This window comes from Rhizobium sp. AC44/96, assembly GCF_001692185.1.
In the GTDB taxonomy this organism is placed as follows: Bacteria; Pseudomonadota; Alphaproteobacteria; order Rhizobiales; family Rhizobiaceae; genus Rhizobium.
In genome coordinates this window covers 193542-210023 of sequence record NZ_LXKO01000035.1, presented here as the reverse complement: position 1 = coordinate 210023, position 16482 = coordinate 193542, and the positions used below count along the sequence as shown (strand labels likewise).

Genomic DNA, 16482 nt, shown 5'->3' with positions numbered 1-16482 from the left:
CCATGTCGCTCGAAGCTTGGCTCGCTTTCGCCGCCGCGTCCGCCATTATGCTTGCCATTCCCGGACCGACGATCCTGCTCGTCGTTTCCTATGCGCTCGGGCATGGCAAGAAGACGGCGTTTGCGACGGTCAGCGGAGTGGCACTCGGCGACTTCACCGCCATGACGGCATCGTTGTTCGGCCTCGGTGCTGTTCTCGCGGCATCGGCGACGCTCTTTACAGTGCTCAAATGGATTGGCGGCGCCTATCTCATCTGGCTCGGCATCAAGCTCTGGCGGGCGCCTATCCTGAGTGAGCCGATGGCTGACAACGACAATCTGCCGGAGCAGAAGTCGCTGAAGATTTTCCTCCATGCCTACATCGTTACGGCCCTGAACCCGAAGAGCATCGTCTTCTTCGTTGCCTTCGTTCCGCAATTTCTCAATCCGGCCCTGCCCTTCTTCGGCCAGATGCTGATCATGGAAGCGACATTCCTGGTTCTTGCGACCATCAATGCCTCCACCTACGCACTGGCCGCCCACGCAGCGCGTGGCCTGATCCGCAAGGCGAGCGTGCAGCGCGCTGTCAACAGGACAGGCGGCACATTGCTGATCGCCGCGGGCGCCGTTACCGCCGGATACCGGCGTATCGCTGCGTAACGAAATCCGGCGGGTTGCCGGGAAGCAACGAATAGGTTAATTGGCAAATCAGGGCATAAGGTTCTTGGTAACTTTTAACGCTGCCGGGGCGGCGCGTTTCACGAGAGTGAGAGTATGGTAGCGATCGGATTTTCCGGCCTTAGACGCAGTTTCATCGTGTCCACGATGCTGTGTGGCGTAGTGGCTGGATGCTCCAGTGTCGAATACACGTCCCAGGCGGACCTGATGGCCGAACAGATGGTCATCCCAACACCGAAGCCCGGCGAAGATGCGACGTTCGCAGCCATTCCCGCCGGCGAAGGCACGCCTGCCTCCTCCCCGATCGCCGATCAGATAGCACCGTCGGTTGCGACAGCTGCCATGCCAGTTACCGATCCGGCTCAGCCGGACGCCCAGCTCCAGCCGGCGGCTTATGCACAGATTCCACTCACGCCCGAGATGACCGCGATTCAGTCGGTCGTCCCGACGCCACGGCCCGGTACGCCGTCTCCGTCGACCCAGCTTGCTTTCGCAGCGACACCGCAGAACGGCGCGATTGCCGCACTGTCGGCGATCGATACGACCCCGCACGCGATGATGGACTACGGCTTCGACACATCCGGCCCGATGGATCCACCGACAGCACCGCCGATGTTCAGCGATGACGACACCGACGATGGCGCTCCGACTGTGGAAAAGAGCGAGATCACGAAGATCATCGAGAAATACTCGAAGATCTATCAGGTCCCGGCATCGCTGCTTCACCGCGTCGTTCATCGCGAAAGCCGTTACAATCCAAAGGCCTATAACAAGCGCGGCTATTTCGGCCTGATGCAGATCAAGTACAATACCGCGAAGTCCATGGGTTACGAGGGGCAGCCAGAAGGCCTGTTCGATGCCGAAACCAACATCAAGTACGCCGCAAAATACCTGCGTGGCGCATGGCTGGTGTCGGATAGCAGCGAAGACAATGCGGTCCGTCTCTATGCACGCGGCTACTATTACGACGCCAAGCGCAAGGGCATGTCCGACGTGGCCCAGGGCAGCTACTGATCAGGTTGACTGATCGCCTGCCGGCAAGACCGCCAGAATTTCCTTCAATAGTGACTGCGATGTGTATTTGTAGCTGCTCGGCGTCAGTCCCATTCTGACGACAACGAGCTTGGCGGATGGCACAATCGCCGTGCTCTGCCCGTCATGCCCTTCCATCCAGAAGGTGTCGGACGGAAGCCCGGCCTCCGCATTGGTCACGGCACCAGGCAACTTCGCCCAGGCTTGGCCAGCCGTATAGCGTCCGTCGGATGCCTCGGTCGGCGTTCGCATCATGGCGACAAATCCCTCCGGCAACAGCTGCTGCTCTTTCCATTTCCCATCCATCAGCAGGAACTGACCGAAGCGCGCCCAGTCTCGTGCCGTCGCATAGAGGTAGGAGCCGCCAGCGAAGGTTCCGTGCGCATCCGCCTCGAAGACCGCACTCGACATGCCGAGAGGCCCGAACAGCGCCTGCCGCGGATAGTCAAACGCGGTCTGCGGGTTACCGACGCGATCCATCCAGATTCGTGAGAGCAACACCGACGTGCCACTGGAGTAGTTGAACGTCCCTCTGTCGGCCTCCTTCAGCAATTTGCCGGCCGGAAGCTGTGTCTGGTCCGTATTCAAATACAGCATGCGCGTGACATCGGAGACGATGTCATAGTCTTCGCTGAATTGGAGACCGCTCTCCATCGCAAGCAGGTTTGCGACAGTGATCTTCGATCGCCAGTCGCCCGCCCATTGTGGCAGAAGATTTGCGTCGTCGAGCCCGACCCTGTGCTCTTCCACCGCACGCCCGAGGATGGCCGCGTTGACTGTCTTCGTCATAGACCAGCCGATGAGCGGTGTCGTTGGCCCGAATCCGTCACCGTAGGTCTCAGCCACGATGCGCCCGTCATGAACCACGACGACGGCACGCATCCCCTCGCCCGTGAGCGCGGGTCTTGTCAGCAGCGTTGCGATTCGCGGATCACCGTCGTCGGCGGTATCATCGCCATCCGGCCAAGGCGCATGGCGTTCTGCTAGCGGCTGGCGAGGTTCGTCGGGAACCGAGCGCCGCGCCGCCTCAAAGTCTCCGTCAGGCACGTTGGCGCAGCCAAAGGTCCCACGATAGACCGCGTAGTTCGGCGCAAGCCATCCGAGGATGCGCGCCGTCACCCGCTTTTGCTCGTGGTCGACATCGACCCGCACCAGCTTCAACAGCGGATTGCCCGGCGCCTGAACGTCCTTGGACAAGATCGTATCGGGATCCCGCCCAGCGATAAAGACGTTTGAACACATGATCTTAGCGGCATAGCCGTCTCCGACCTTGAGGAGATCCGACAGAGTCACGAAAAGCCAGGCAGCGCCAACGACAATTGCGGAAACGGCCACAACGGCCAGTGTTTTAAGGATACGTCGCAGAAGTCGCATATGTCTCCTCCATCGCCCTAGAGAAGCAGGAAATCTCGCGACACGGAAGCCCCCCACATATCGGCACCGCCGGCACACCGGAAATCGTCGTCAACCACGTCCACAGCCCGCGTCATCAAACTGTAGTGCCGGCGCGCTAAACGCCCTGAACGCTAAATGGGTGAAAGACTCACATGACGGAATTTGCACCGGATGCCGGCTTCCGCAAGAACCGGAAACTCAAGGCAGCCCTTCTCCGCCACAAGGCACTTTCCAAGGACGGCCTCTCGGAGCGCCTGTTCGGATTGCTGTTCTCCGGCCTCGTCTACCCGCAGATCTGGGCAGACCCCGATCTGGACATGCAGGCGATGGAGCTCCAGCCTCACCATCGCATCGTCACGATCGGCTCCGGCGGCTGCAACATGCTCGCCTACCTCTCCAAGAGCCCAGCCTCGATCGACGTCGTCGACCTCAACCCGCACCACATCGCCCTCAATCGCCTGAAGCTCGCGGCATTCCGCAACCTTCCTGGCCATGCCGACCTCGTGCGCTTCCTTGCCCAGCCGAACGAAGCCACCAACAGCAGCGCTTTCGATCAGTTTCTCGCGGCAAACCTCGACGAGACCACGCGCAGCTACTGGAACGGCCGCAAATTCGGACGTCGGCGTATCACCGTATTCGACCGTAACATTTACAAGACGGGCCTTCTCGGTCGCTTCATCGGCGCCGCCCACCTGCTGGCGCGCCTGCACGGCATCGACCTCACCGAGATCACCAGAACCCGCTCGGTACGCGAACAGCGCCAGTTCTTTGACGAGAAGATCGCTCCGCTGTTTGAAAAGCCCATCGTCCGCTGGATCACCAGCCGCAAGAGCTCGCTCTTCGGACTCGGAATTCCGCCGCAGCAGTATGACGAGCTGGCAAGCCTTGCCGCCGATCAGTCGATCGCGCCCGTGCTTCGCCACCGCCTCGAAAAGCTCGCCTGTCATTTCCCGATGCGCGACAACTACTTCGCCTGGCAGGCGTTTGCGCGCCGCTACGCACCAGAAGGCGAAGGTCCGCTGCCGACCTATCTGAAGCGGGAGCACTATGAAGCGATCCGCGACAACGTCGACCGTGTCGGCGTACACCACGCAAGCTTCACCGAACTGCTCTCACGCGAACCGGCCGCATCGCGCGACCGCTATGTCCTGCTCGATGCCCAGGATTGGATGACGGACCAGCAGCTGAACGACCTATGGACGGAAATCACGCGCACGGCCCGAAGCGGCGCCCGGGTCATTTTCCGCACGGCGGCTGAAAAGAGCATCATTGAAGGACGGCTGTCGCCGGCGCTCCGCGACCAGTGGACTTATCTGGAAGATCGCTCGCGCGAACTCACATCCCTAGACCGCTCGGCGATCTATGGCGGCTTCCACATCTACGAGAAGACGGCGTGAGCAAAGTCGAAACGACCACCGCACCCTCCGACGATCATGCCGGCCTTATGGACGGCATGTACAGGTACCAGCGGCATATCTACGACCTCACCCGCAAATACTACCTGCTCGGCCGTGACCGCACCATTCGCGGTCTCAATGTACCGGCGGGAGGCACCCTGCTCGAGGTCGGCTGCGGGACCGGCCGCAATCTGGCGCTCGCGCACCAGCACTTCCCTCAGGCGGCACTCTACGGCCTCGACATATCGCAGGAGATGCTGATCTCCGCGCGCAAGACCTTTGCGGGCAAGGCAGTCGTCCCGGAGTTCCGCGTGGCCGATGCCACCGCTTTCACGCCAGGCGAATTCGGCTGCACGGGTTTCGACCGGATCCTGATCTCCTACGCGCTGTCGATGATTCCCGATTGGGAGCGTGCGATAGCCTCCGCCATCGCCGCGCTCAACCCCGGCGGCGAGTTGCACGTCGTCGATTTCGGTCAGCAGGAGCGCCTGCCCGGCTGGTTTCGAGCGGTCCTGAAATCTTGGCTGTGCAAATTTCATGTCACGCCGCGCGCTACCTTGCGTGAAACACTCCAGGTGCAAGCAACTGAAAATGATGCACAATTTCACTTCACGTCGGTGTATGGCGGCTACGCGTGGCAGGCGCGCATTATTACCAAGCGCTAACATTTCGCTTGAAACTAACCGATTTTTTACGTTGATATGATTAAAAGAGGGGCATCTCTCTGCTGGACGCGTCTTTCACGAAGGTCGAGCTGTGGGGCACAAAGATCATTCGGTTCACGATGGAACACCTATGCGCCGGCTCCTGTTTTGCGTCTTGCCGTTGGCTGTCTTGCTCGCCGGTTGCACTTCGTCGGGCTATGACTATCTCGAAACAGCGTCCGTAAAGCCGAAAACCCGGTTCCAGGACACCGATCCGCAGGACTTCGGACCGAAGCATCCGCAGCAGAACCCTGTTCACGGCATCGACATCTCCAAGTGGCAGGGCGATATCGACTGGCAGACGGTTAAGAATTCCGGCGTTGCCTTCGCCTTCATCAAGGCCACGGAAGGCAAGGATCGCGTCGATCCTCGCTTCAACGAGTACTGGCAACGTGCCCGGGCGGTCGGCATCCCGCACGCCCCCTATCATTTCTACTACTTCTGCTCGACGCCGGACGAGCAGGCCGACTGGTTCATCAGCAACGTGCCGAAGGAGTCCATGCGCCTGCCGCCGGTGCTGGACGTTGAATGGAACTCGGAATCCAAGACGTGCCGCCTCCGCCCGGATCCGGCAACAGTGCGCGCGCAGTTGCAGCGCTTCATGGATCGCCTCGAGGCCTATTACGGCAAGCGCCCGATCATCTACACCTCCGTGGACTTCCACCGCGACAATCTGGTCGGATACTTCCAGGACTATCACTTCTGGGTCCGCTCGGTCGCAAAGCACCCCGAAGTCACCTATGCCGACCGCCGCTGGGCCTTCTGGCAATACACATCCACGGGTGTTATTCCCGGCATCAAGGGACCGACTGACATTAATGTGTTCGCTGGTTCGGCGAAGAACTGGAACAACTGGGTAGCGGCGGTTTCCAAAGACACGAATTCTTAGTAACGTCCCGCCTTCTTTCTTGCTTCTGTCACAATCATTTGGGACATCGACAGCAATTTTAGCAATGACGAGGATTAAAGCTATGTTCCGCACGCCCGCAAGCCGTTCTGCGCTCGCTCTCCTGTTCGCCGCCGGTATCGCCACGGGTGCTGCAGCACAAACAGCGGCACCTGCCGCTCAGGCTCCCGCAGCAGCTGCGGCACCGGCTCCTGCCTGCGATGGCGACCTCTCCGCGTTCCTGGCTGGCATCAAGGCCGAGGCGATCGCTGCCGGCGCATCCGCCGAAGCAGCCGACAGGGCGCTTGCCGGCGCACAGATCGATCCCAAGGTGATCAGCCGCGACCGTGCCCAGGGTGTGTTCAAGCAGACCTTCCTGGAATTCTCGCAGCGCACCGTGAGCCAGGCGCGCCTTGATATCGGCCGCCAGAAGATGAAGCAGCACGCCGACGTCTTCGCCCGCGCAGAACAGGAATTCGGCGTCCCGGCCGGCGTCATCACCGCCTTCTGGGCGATGGAGACCGACTTTGGCGCCGTGCAAGGCGATTTCAACACCCGCAATGCTCTCGTGACCCTCGCTCACGATTGCCGCCGCCCCGAACTCTTCCGTCCGCAGCTGATCGCGCTCATCGAGATGGTTCAGCACGGTGACCTCGACCCGGCAACCAACACCGGCGCCTGGGCCGGCGAAATCGGCCAGGTCCAGATGCTGCCGCGCGATATCGTCGCCTACGGCATGGACGGCGATGGAGATGGGCATGTACGCCTCAAGCAGAGCGGCCCGGACGCCATCCTGACCGCCGCCAAGTTCATCCAGCATCTCGGCTTCCAGAAGGGTCAGCCGTGGCTGCAGGAGGTCACCATTCCTGAAAGCCTGCCCTTCGAGAAGTCCGGCCTCGGCGGCACGATGACCGCTGGCGAGTGGTTCGCGCTTGGCGTCAAGCCGCGCAACGGCGACACGAGCTTCGGTAGCCTGCGTGGTGACCTGGTCCTGCCGCAGGGTCGTCTCGGACCTGCCTTCATCGCCTACCCCAACTTCGGCATCTATCTCGAGTGGAACAAGTCGTTCATCTACACCACCTCAGCCGCTTACTTTGCGACCCGGCTTGCTGGCGCGGAGCCCTACCTGAAGGGCACCCCGGAACAGGGCCTGACCAACGACCAGATGAAAGAGCTTCAGACCAAGCTCGACACCCTCGGTCATGATGTCGGCGCGATCGACGGCATTCTCGGTTCGGGCACGCGCATAGCCATCCAGAAGCAGCAGCAGCGATTGGGCATGCCTGCCGACGGCTGGGCAACGCCAGCCCTGCTCGGCGCACTCTGATAACAGGCTGAAATCTGCTGCTGAAGCCGGGCCATTGGCCCGGCTTTTCAGTCCCCGGATTTCCCTCATGTTTTCAGGAGGTTCGGGCACGCCCTGATCTTGCCGCAGCGGTAAACGCCCCATTCGCCGGATTTTACACTTCGTTAAAATCTGTGAATAATTTTGCACCCAGGTTTTCTATTGAATTTCAGATGCTTGGCGTCTTCAGTGTCGCAGAGATGTGACATTTTCGCCGCACCGCAGCATAAAATGTGCTTTTCAAGCGTCGTTTTCCCGACATATTATCCGGCTGTTAACGCGAGGAGACAGACATGGGACTCACACGATCCTTGAATGTCCTTTTGATCGGTGCGGCGTTTTTATTTGTGTTGTCGATGCTTTTCATCTGACCTGCCTGCCGCCCGAAATGGACTATGCCGAGACTCCTGAGTAGCGAACATCTCTGCGGAATTAAAAAAGCGCATGCCTTGAGAGCATGCGCTTTTTTAACGTCTGGAGTGTCCTGAAAGACCCGGCAGGCCTATGCGGCGGCCCCGGCCTTTTTCGTCGCCTCGCGCTTGAAGCCAAGATTAGTCAGAACCGCCGATACCAGCGGCGCGCGGTTCATCGTATAGAGATGAAAATCCTCGATCCCCCGGCGGGCAAGATCTTCGATCTGCTCCGCGGCGACCTCGGCAGCAACTTTCGCCCGCTCTTCCGGCTTGTCGTCGAAGCCCGCGAAGCGCTCGTCGAGAAATTGCGGAACGACGGTGCCGCAGGCGCCGGCGAAGCGCTTCAGCTGCGTCAGGTTCTGGATCGGCATGATACCCGGAACGATAGGGATGCGAATGCCGGCCGCGCGGACCTTTTCGAGGTACCGCTCGAAATTGTCGTTGTCGAAGAAGAACTGCGTCAGTGCGCGATCGGCACCGTTGTCCGCCTTGCGCTTCAGCATCTCGATGTCAGCGGCAGTGTCGCGGCTTTCGGGATGCTTTTCCGGATAGGCGGAAACCGAAATCTCGAAGTCGCCGATATCGCGCAACCCAGCAACAAGCTCAGCCGCATTGGCATAGCCGCCCGGATGCGGTTGATAAGGCGCACCGACGCCACCAGGCGCATCGCCGCGCAGTGCGACGAAATGCTTGACCCCAACATTCCGGAAGCTTTCGATGACGCTATGCGTCTCTTCCTTCGTCGCACCGACACAGGTCAGGTGCGAAGCGGTAGCAAGCGGCGTCGCCGAAAGGAACCGCGAGACCGTCGCCAATGTCGGCGCCTTGGTGGTGCCACCCGCGCCGTAGGTCACAGATACGAAGTCAGGGTTCCAGTCCTGCAGCTCGTTGACCGTATTCCACAGCTGGCCTTCCATCTCCTCCGACTTCGGTGGGAAGAACTCGAAGGAAATGCCGATCCTGCGGCGCGCGTCGGTGTTCGAAGCCATGTTTACTCTCTCCCGGCAAATGTGGGTACGGCGCTGTCGCTCTCGATGGAAGCCATCAAGCGCCTCGGGTCGCGGGCGAGCCAGATAGTGACTGTCAGCCCCTGCCCGCCTTGATGCCCCGGATGAAGATCGACGACCTGCTCGACGTCGAGCCCGGCCTTGCGCAGCCAGTCGGACATCGACTGATGCGAAAAACCGAGACGGACATGCGCGTGCTCGTCGCGAAGATATTCCAGCGTATGCGGCGCCAGATCGATCACGACCAGCCGCCCACCGGGCCGCAACATACGCGCCGCCTCGCCGATGGCGATTTCGGGCTGGTCGAAAAAATGAAGAACCTGATGGATCGTGACCAGATCGAAATCCTGCGCCTCGAACGGAAGGTTCAGGATGTCGGCATGACGAACCGAGGCCTTGTTAATGCCTGACTTATCGAGGTTGGCGCGCGCCACGCTCAGCATGTCACGGCTGGCATCGACACCGATTGCGCGGCGATAGATACCCGAAAGCAGCTCGAGGATGCGGCCGGTACCGGTACCGAGGTCCAGCAGCGAGTCGATCGGCTGGTTGCCGACCAAGCGGATAACCGCGGCATCGACCTCCTCGTCGGCCGCATGCAGCCGGCGCAATTCGTCCCACTCGGCGGCGTTGCGACTGAAATAGGCTTGCGCACGCTCGGCACGCTGGCGCTTGACGGCAGCGAGCCGCTCGCCGTCGCGCTGGATGACCGGGTCGTTCTCCGAGGCGTGCGTCAGCAGGCTCCGGACGAATGCGACCGCCTTGCCCTCCTGACGCAGTCGGAAATAGGCCCAGGCGCCTTCCTGATAACGATCGATGAGGTCAGCCTCACCAAGCAGCTTCAGGTGGCGGGAGATGCGCGGTTGGGATTGGCCGAGAATTTCGGTAAGATCGGTCACCGTCAGATCGCCGGCGGCGAGAAGCGAAAGCAGACGAAGGCGCGTCGGCTCTCCGGCCGCCCTCAAGACGTCCACCAACGCATCCAATCCCAGTCTGATAGGCTCACCCATACTCGATCCAATCAACATATAAAGATATCTTTATGTGAATTGCATTGGGCTGGCAAGCAGCAATTCCACCCATTCACGAAATTCGCTGCGCAAATAGCGACATAGGGCACCCCACAAAAAAGCCCCGGCGAACCGGGGCTTTTGTCGTCATCCCTAGAATGCAGGAATTAGCGCGTCAGGCGCTTGTAAGCCTGGCTGCCCGGGTTCAGCGCGTCGGCACCGAGGCGGCGAACCTTGTCTTCCTCGTAGTCTTCGAAGTTACCTTCGAACCATTCGACATGGCCATCGCCTTCGAAAGCGAGGATGTGCGTCGCCAGACGATCGAGGAACATGCGATCGTGGCTGATGATGATGGCGCAGCCGGCGAAGGCTTCGAGCGCGCTTTCAAGCGCACCGAGCGTTTCCGTATCGAGGTCGTTGGTCGGTTCGTCGAGCAGGAGAACGTTGCCGCCCGCCTTCAGCATCTTGGCGAGGTGAACGCGGTTGCGCTGACCACCCGAGAGGTTGCCGACCTTCTGCTGCTGGTCGCCACCCTTGAAGTTGAAGGCGCCGCAATAAGCACGGCTGTTCATATCGAACTTGCCGAGCTTGATGACTTCGGCGCCACCGGAGATTTCTTCCCAGACGGTCTTGTTGCCGTCGAGCGCATCGCGGCTCTGGTCGACGTAGCCGAGATGAACCGTTTCACCGATGCGGATCGAGCCCGCGTCCGGCTTTTCCTGGCCGGTGATCATCTTGAACAGCGTCGACTTGCCGGCGCCGTTCGGGCCGATGATGCCGACGATACCGCCCGGCGGCAGCTTGATCGTGAGATCGTTGATCAGCGTGCGGCCTTCGAAGCCCTTGTTGATACCATCAAGCTCGATGACAACCTGACCGAGACGCTCGGACACGGGAATAATGATCTGCGCGTCGCCGGGCCGGATGTTCTCGGCCGCATCCACCAGCTGTTCGTAGGCCTTGATACGGGCCTTAGACTTTGCCTGACGGGCCTTCGGGCTGGAGGCGATCCATTCCTGTTCGCGCGACAGCGCCTTCTGGCGGCCGGCTTCTTCGCGGCTCTCCTGCTGCATGCGCTTGGCCTTCGCCTGCAGGTAAGCGGAATAGTTGCCTTCGTAAGGAATGCCACGGCCGCGGTCGAGCTCGAGGATCCAGCCGGTGACGTTGTCGAGGAAGTAGCGATCGTGGGTGATCATCATCACGGCGCCCGGGTAATCGCGCAGGTGCTTTTCCAGCCAGGCGATCGTTTCGGCGTCGAGGTGGTTGGTCGGTTCGTCGAGCAGCAGCAGGTCCGGCTGTGACAGAAGCAGGCGGCAGAGCGCGATACGGCGACGCTCACCACCCGACAGGTTGTCGACGGCGGAATCCTTCGGCGGGCAGCGCAGCGCTTCCATCGCCATTTCGACCTGCTGTTCAAGATCCCAGAGGTTCTGGCTGTCGATGATGTCCTGGAGCTTCGCGCCTTCGTCCGCCGTCTCGTCGGAATAGTTCATCATCAGTTCGTTGTAACGGTCGAGCACCGCCTGCTTGTCGGCAACGCCTTCCATGACGTTTTCGAAAGCGGTCTTCGCAGGATCGAGCTTCGGCTCCTGCTCGAGGTAGCCAACGGTCGCACCTTCGGCGAGCCAGGCTTCCCCGGTGAATTCCTTGTCCTGGCCGGCAATGATGCGCAGCACGGTCGACTTACCGGCGCCGTTCGGGCCCAGGATACCGATCTTGGCGTCGGGGTAGAACGACAGGTTGACGTTCTCGAGGATTTTCTTAGCGCCGTAGGACTTGTTCAGTCCCGACATGTGGTAGATGAACTGACGTGCCATCGGTAATTCTGCTCCGGGGGAAATTGGTTTGCCGCTATGTAGGCGAATTGGCGCCCGGGAGCAACGCGGTAGAGGCAAAATCCAAGCGCTTTGTCGCAGATGGCCTGCGGGAAACGGCTGAAGATCACCTCAGCCTATCGTAGCGCGGCATGATCAATCCGGAAAAGCTGGAAATTGCTGGGTGTTGGAGAAACCACCCGCTCTAGCCCCGGCCAGTCATCACCACCCGCGAGCGCGGCATAAAGAGGCGCCTGTGCGGGATCGGCTTTAAGTGGGAAGCGGCAGACGGCGACATAGTCGAAAGGTGCGAGTGCCTCCCGACGCAGCTGCGGATCCGAGGTCATGAACACGTCGAACATGCGCTTCATCCCGGGCGACGCGCGATGGAACGGTATCGCACCAACCGAAAAGCCCGATGGAGCAGCGAAGATCACGGGTAGCGCAATCCCCTGCGGCACGGCAACGCGCCCCGGAGGGACGGTTTGAAGCACCGAGAAATCCTGTTGCGGACATTCACTCGCCGCCATGTAGTCGACGGCATCGAACTCATGCTCGAGCGGCGGCAGCAAGACGAAGAAAAGGCAAAGCGCGCCTGCAATCATGGCCGCAACCATTGTGGGGATCCGATAGGCCTTCTCGAACCCCGGAGGCCTCATGGTCATCATTGCGACGACGGCAGGCAGGAAAACCGGCATAAGCGCTATCGGGAAGCGAATGTTTCGCGTCACGAAGGCCGTCAGGATGAGCGCGCTCATTACCATAAGATAGGCAATCACCGGGCCGAACGACTTCTCTCTCATTCTAAACCGGAGCAGCGGAACGACATATGCCGCAAAGGCAGCCGTCAATGCGACGAGCATGAGCAGATCGTATTGGCCGTTTTCGTAGAAGTACCGAATGCTCTTTTCCTGCCAGATTCGATTGAACCAGAGCTCACGCGACAGTGGATCGATGATGCCGTAGGGTCCCGACATGCAGGACGGGAAAAGGAAGGCCGCACCGACCAGAAGAGCAACGCCGGGAAGCGCCAGCGCGAGGAGCCGGGCGAACGGCCCCGTGCGCTCATTCTGGATGAACGCACACACGCCGAGTATCGTGGAAAATCCACATAGCAGCAGGATATACGGAGCAGAGAAAGCGTCGCATTGCGTCGAAACCGCACCGGACGGGCCGATGAACGCCATTGCCGAAAGAAGCGTGACGGTCGCCATCGAAACGGACGCAGCAACGATGACCGTGCGCACCTGGGCAACATTTCCGAGATAGCAAAGAACGAGTCCGCCATAGGCAACCGCGACAAATGGCAAGCACTCAAGGCCGATTACCGTCGAGATTGCGGCCCCCGCGCCGATCATTAGGCCCCCTGTCCGCCCCCAGCGGACAAGTCCTGCCACGATCATCATAAGGGCGACAATCTGAACGTTGTGGTGATCGATGCGCCCAGGTGAAAACTCCAGCACGCCCATGCTCATGAGAATGGTCATGAGTATGAGCGACAGAATAAGAGCCGTCTCCGTCAACGCGAACCCGGCCATCAGGCGGCGCGCCGTCGATGCAACCAGCAGGCTGAAAACCGCCAGCAGCATCGGCGGCCAGACGTGGAAGGCAACAGTAAGCGCTTGTGCGGTCGGCAGGAATAATTGCAGCAGCCAGGCAATCGCCACATAGGGAAGATCGACCAAACGGGACCAAGGCGAGACGTAAACCGCAGGCATTGAGATGAATGGCAGCGAAAGATCGAACCAATGGCCTTGTGGCGACATCAAGTGGCGGATCTGGAGCTCGCGCAACTGGTCGTCGACATCGCCAACAAACCTGATGCCATCGGTAAGATCGACCACCAGCATCGCCAGCGCGGTCGCGTAGACCACGATGAACATCCGCCACAATGGCGTTTCTCGTACGGCACTCTCGTTGCTTTCAGATGCAACTATGTCGGACATTGATCGTCACTCGAGCTGTTGGGTCGCCGCCAGCCCGAGATGATATGTGTCAAAAATTGAGATTATCCTACACTTCAAAAACCCGCGGCGTCGACGACACCTTCGTCGCAGCCGAACGACGTTTTGCCAGCGCCCTGGATCAGATCGCCCAGGGCCGCGCCATCACTGGTCGCCTCCTCGGAAAGCCCGATGGTCAGCTCGCTGATGACACGATCGCGCCCTGCCCTTCGGCAGCTCATTTTCACGCGGTCGCCGGCGCCCGGACCAAAGCTCTTGTCGAATGCAGCCTTGATCTCGGGGGCTGTCAGCGTCTTTCCGATCCGTGAGACAAAGAGATCGCGGACGGCCGAAGCATTCAGTTCGCCAACCAGGCGTACAGCCGTGCCGAAATAGGCGTCGGCGCTCATCTTCGTGCAGGTGCCGTGTTTCAGCCATTCGTGCCGTTCGAGCCCAGACTGTGTGCCCGGCATGACCTTGTCGAGGTCCGCCTTGCCCTGGGCGGAAAGCGTCACTTCAGGCAGCTCGTTCCAGTCGCCCTCCTTATCGGCGGTGCGCAGTGCGCCGGAAACGCCGCAATAGTTGTCCCGCATCGGCCAGAGGCCGTGCAGCGAAAAGTGCGTCGCATCCAAGCGGTCGCCGGTCTGGCTGCCGCACTCCGCCTTGCGTTGATTGGTTTCGCAAAACGCCGGCTGCCAGCTCGCGGCGAGAATATACCGCGTGTGTCCGCGGCCTAGCTCCTGTGCCGTGGCCCCGCCGGCGGCGGTTATCATGGCAAGAAAAACAGACGCGCATGCCCTGAAATTGCTCATCTCGACCCCCAGGAACAATCCATGAACAGATAAGCACGTCATCTCGGGTTTCGCAACCCTTCGTGGATGACCGCCAAATTCCCATCGGATAGGCATCCCGGTCTGTTGCTTTTGCCGTCCGATCTGGTCAGTTCCAGCGACGGAGGAAACAATGTTCGCAGAAACACAGCGCGTCGCAACGACGGGGGCGTCGCTTGCATTTCACTATGAACCGGCGGCAGGACATGAGCGTGGCGTCATCCTGATCTGCCACGGCCTGGCAGAACACTCCAGGCGCTATGCCGGATTTGCGCAGACCATGGCCGCGCGCGGCTATCATGTCTATGCCCACGATCATCGCGGCCACGGAGAGACGACGGCGCCGGATGCGCCGATCGGCCGCTTTGCCCGCCGCGACGGCGTGCGGCAAGTCATCGACGATGTTGCAGCGATGCGCGACCATGCGGCCCGGCTGCATCCGGGACTTCCCATCGTGCTCTTCGGTCATTCGATGGGTGGCCTGATCGCGCTCAATGCAGCGGTGACCTATCCCGGCAAGTTCGATGCGCTTGCCATCTGGAACTCCAATTTCAATCCTGGGCTGGCCGGACGCGCGGCCCAGGCGATCCTGCTTACGGAACGCGCACTGAAGGGCTCGGATGTTCCGAGCACCCTGCTTCCAAAACTCACCTTCACCACATGGGGCAAGTCGATTGCCGACCACCGGACCGATTTCGACTGGCTGTCGCGAGATCCAGCCCAGGTCGACAAATACATCGCCGATCCGCTGTGTGGTTTCGACGCATCCGTGTCGCTATGGCTGGACATCTTCGAACTGACCTTCCGGGCACCGCAGGCATCGCATCTGGCAAACGTGCCGAAACAGTTGCCCATCCATCTGGTCGGCGGCGGTCGGGACCCGGCAACAGACAACGGAAAAGCCGTCACATGGCTGTCAAACCATTTGAAAGCGGCCGGCTTCTCTCGTATCACCACGCAGATATATCAGGATATGCGCCACGAGACCCTCAATGAGATCGGTGCGGATGCAGCGATGGCTGCTTTCGCCGACTGGTGTGACGGAGCGCTCGCCAAGGCGTGAAAGAGGACCCGAAATGAGCAATAGCAACGCCAGCCGATCCATGTCCGCCTCCTCCGAGGTGATGTTGGGGATCGTGCTGATGTCTCTGTCGGTCCTGATCTCGCCGATCATCGATATCTTCTCGAAGCTTGCCATTGCCACGGTTCCTTCCGCGCAAATCACCGCCGCGCGATTTGCCGTACAGGCCCTCTGCATGCTGCCCATCGTGTTGTGGCGAAACAACCTGACGAATATCACCTGGAAGCAGAGCTTTTTTCACGCGATCCGCGGCGCCATCATTACGGTATCGATGATCTCCTTCGTGACGACGTTGAAGTACATGGCCGTTGCTGACGCGATCGCGATCTTCTTCGTCGAGCCCATCATCCTCACTATCCTCAGCAGCATCTTCCTGAAAGAAACGATCGGCTGGCGGCGCTACACCGCCTGCGGCGTCGGCTTCTTCGGTGCGGTGCTCATCATCCAGCCCAGCTTCGAGGAGGTAGGCTATGTAGCGCTGCTTCCGATCGTAAGCGCTCTCTGCATCGCCATCTATGCCATGATGAACCGGGCCCTTGCGCAGCGCGAGGATCCCTGGCTGATGCAGTTTCATATGGGTCTGTGGGGCCTGCTGATCTGCGCCGTGCTTTTGTATTTCGGCCACGGCAGCGGTTCTGATGTCCTTGATCCTGTCATGCCGGACAGCCGCGGCTTCCTGTACCTTCTCGGTGTCGGCGTCTCCGCGGCGATTGCCGGCATTCTGGGCGTCTACGCCTATCGCTCCGCGCCGGCCTCCACCCTCGCCCCGCTGCAGTATTTCGAGATCGTCTCTGCCACCATTTTCGCCTGGCTCGTCTTCGGCGACTTCCCGGATGCGGTCAAATGGCTCGGCATATCAATCATCATGGGGTCGGGCTTCTACATCATCTGGCGCGAGCGGCGCTTTGCATCGAAACCCGTATCCGATACATCTCAATCGACACGGGCACCTTGATCTGATCGTGGGAG

At 60.4% G+C, this 16482-nt stretch carries 14 protein-coding genes; 8 read left to right on the top strand and 6 right to left on the bottom strand.

Annotated features, from left to right (window positions below; translation table 11 throughout):
* Window positions 1-2: 2 nt before the first annotated feature.
* Window positions 3-638: a LysE family translocator gene (locus A6U87_RS22710; protein ID WP_065693578.1), complete on the top strand. Its 636-nt coding sequence runs from the start codon at window positions 3-5 to the stop codon at window positions 636-638.
* Between the two features lie 114 nt (window positions 639-752).
* Window positions 753-1670 carry a lytic transglycosylase domain-containing protein gene (locus A6U87_RS22705; protein ID WP_065693577.1) on the top strand — a complete coding sequence of 306 codons (918 nt, stop codon included), beginning with the start codon at window positions 753-755 and terminating at the stop codon, window positions 1668-1670.
* On the opposite strand, the gene A6U87_RS22700 is transcribed toward A6U87_RS22705, so the two are convergent.
* Window positions 1671-3062 carry a serine hydrolase gene (locus tag A6U87_RS22700; protein WP_065693576.1) on the bottom strand — a complete coding sequence of 464 codons (1392 nt, stop codon included), beginning with the start codon at window positions 3060-3062 and terminating at the stop codon, window positions 1671-1673.
* A gap of 173 nt (window positions 3063-3235) precedes the next feature.
* On the opposite strand from A6U87_RS22700, the gene A6U87_RS22695 reads away from it, so the two are divergent.
* The 4 genes from A6U87_RS22695 (at window position 3236) to A6U87_RS22680 (ending at window position 7397) form a co-directional block, all read left to right on the top strand.
* Window positions 3236-4480 (top strand): DUF3419 family protein, encoded by a 1245-nt coding sequence (locus tag A6U87_RS22695; protein WP_065693575.1) that lies wholly within the window; start codon window positions 3236-3238, stop codon window positions 4478-4480.
* Window positions 4477-5145, top strand: coding sequence for a class I SAM-dependent methyltransferase (locus A6U87_RS22690; protein ID WP_065693574.1), 669 nt, complete (start codon window positions 4477-4479; stop codon window positions 5143-5145). The genes A6U87_RS22695 and A6U87_RS22690 overlap by 4 nt, the downstream gene beginning before the upstream one ends.
* 130 nt (window positions 5146-5275) lie before the next feature.
* Entirely contained in the window at window positions 5276-6073 is a 798-nt protein-coding gene (locus A6U87_RS22685; RefSeq protein ID WP_065693573.1) for a GH25 family lysozyme, read from the top strand.
* Window positions 6074-6155: 82 nt separating this feature from the next.
* Complete coding sequence (locus A6U87_RS22680; RefSeq protein ID WP_065693572.1) at window positions 6156-7397, top strand: lytic murein transglycosylase; 1242 nt, start codon at window positions 6156-6158, stop codon at window positions 7395-7397.
* A 520-nt stretch (window positions 7398-7917) separates the two neighbouring features.
* Here A6U87_RS22680 and metF read toward each other — a convergent pair.
* The 5 genes from metF to A6U87_RS22655 all read right to left on the bottom strand — a co-directional run bounded on the left by metF (window position 7918) and on the right by A6U87_RS22655 (window position 14414).
* Window positions 7918-8817 carry a methylenetetrahydrofolate reductase [NAD(P)H] gene (gene metF / locus A6U87_RS22675; protein WP_065693571.1) on the bottom strand — a complete coding sequence of 300 codons (900 nt, stop codon included), beginning with the start codon at window positions 8815-8817 and terminating at the stop codon, window positions 7918-7920.
* A gap of 2 nt (window positions 8818-8819) precedes the next feature.
* Window positions 8820-9845, bottom strand: a complete 1026-nt coding sequence (locus tag A6U87_RS22670; protein ID WP_065693570.1) for a metalloregulator ArsR/SmtB family transcription factor — start codon at window positions 9843-9845, stop codon at window positions 8820-8822.
* Window positions 9846-10012: 167 nt separating this feature from the next.
* Entirely contained in the window at window positions 10013-11662 is a 1650-nt protein-coding gene (gene ettA / locus A6U87_RS22665; protein WP_065693569.1) for an energy-dependent translational throttle protein EttA, read from the bottom strand.
* Between the two features lie 134 nt (window positions 11663-11796).
* Window positions 11797-13605, bottom strand: a complete 1809-nt coding sequence (locus A6U87_RS22660) for a hypothetical protein (protein WP_244499558.1) — start codon at window positions 13603-13605, stop codon at window positions 11797-11799.
* A 74-nt stretch (window positions 13606-13679) separates the two neighbouring features.
* Window positions 13680-14414, bottom strand: coding sequence for a ribonuclease (locus A6U87_RS22655; RefSeq protein WP_065693783.1), 735 nt, complete (start codon window positions 14412-14414; stop codon window positions 13680-13682).
* A 151-nt stretch (window positions 14415-14565) separates the two neighbouring features.
* Between A6U87_RS22655 and A6U87_RS22650 the strand changes: the two genes are divergently transcribed.
* Window positions 14566-15495 (top strand): alpha/beta hydrolase, encoded by a 930-nt coding sequence (locus A6U87_RS22650; RefSeq protein WP_065693567.1) that lies wholly within the window; start codon window positions 14566-14568, stop codon window positions 15493-15495.
* A 13-nt stretch (window positions 15496-15508) separates the two neighbouring features.
* Entirely contained in the window at window positions 15509-16468 is a 960-nt protein-coding gene (locus A6U87_RS22645) for a DMT family transporter (protein WP_065693566.1), read from the top strand.
* Window positions 16469-16482: the final 14 nt, after the last annotated feature.

Excerpts from the sequence above, each read along its gene's own strand:
- A6U87_RS22660 (WP_244499558.1), bottom strand. The coding sequence starts at position 13,605 with ATGTCCGACATAGTTGCATCTGAAAGCAACGAGAGTGCCGTACGAGAA.
- A6U87_RS22650 (WP_065693567.1), top strand. The coding sequence starts at position 14,566 with ATGTTCGCAGAAACACAGCGCGTCGCAACGACGGGGGCGTCGCTTGCA.
- metF (WP_065693571.1), bottom strand. The coding sequence starts at position 8,817 with ATGGCTTCGAACACCGACGCGCGCCGCAGGATCGGCATTTCCTTCGAG.
- ettA (WP_065693569.1), bottom strand. The coding sequence starts at position 11,662 with ATGGCACGTCAGTTCATCTACCACATGTCGGGACTGAACAAGTCCTAC.
- A6U87_RS22710 (WP_065693578.1), top strand. The coding sequence starts at position 3 with ATGTCGCTCGAAGCTTGGCTCGCTTTCGCCGCCGCGTCCGCCATTATG.
- A6U87_RS22700 (WP_065693576.1), bottom strand. The coding sequence starts at position 3,062 with ATGCGACTTCTGCGACGTATCCTTAAAACACTGGCCGTTGTGGCCGTT.
- A6U87_RS22695 (WP_065693575.1), top strand. The coding sequence starts at position 3,236 with ATGACGGAATTTGCACCGGATGCCGGCTTCCGCAAGAACCGGAAACTC.
- A6U87_RS22685 (WP_065693573.1), top strand. The coding sequence starts at position 5,276 with ATGCGCCGGCTCCTGTTTTGCGTCTTGCCGTTGGCTGTCTTGCTCGCC.
- A6U87_RS22645 (WP_065693566.1), top strand. The coding sequence starts at position 15,509 with ATGAGCAATAGCAACGCCAGCCGATCCATGTCCGCCTCCTCCGAGGTG.
- A6U87_RS22705 (WP_065693577.1), top strand. The coding sequence starts at position 753 with ATGGTAGCGATCGGATTTTCCGGCCTTAGACGCAGTTTCATCGTGTCC.
- A6U87_RS22680 (WP_065693572.1), top strand. The coding sequence starts at position 6,156 with ATGTTCCGCACGCCCGCAAGCCGTTCTGCGCTCGCTCTCCTGTTCGCC.
- A6U87_RS22670 (WP_065693570.1), bottom strand. The coding sequence starts at position 9,845 with ATGGGTGAGCCTATCAGACTGGGATTGGATGCGTTGGTGGACGTCTTG.
- A6U87_RS22655 (WP_065693783.1), bottom strand. The coding sequence starts at position 14,414 with ATGAGCAATTTCAGGGCATGCGCGTCTGTTTTTCTTGCCATGATAACC.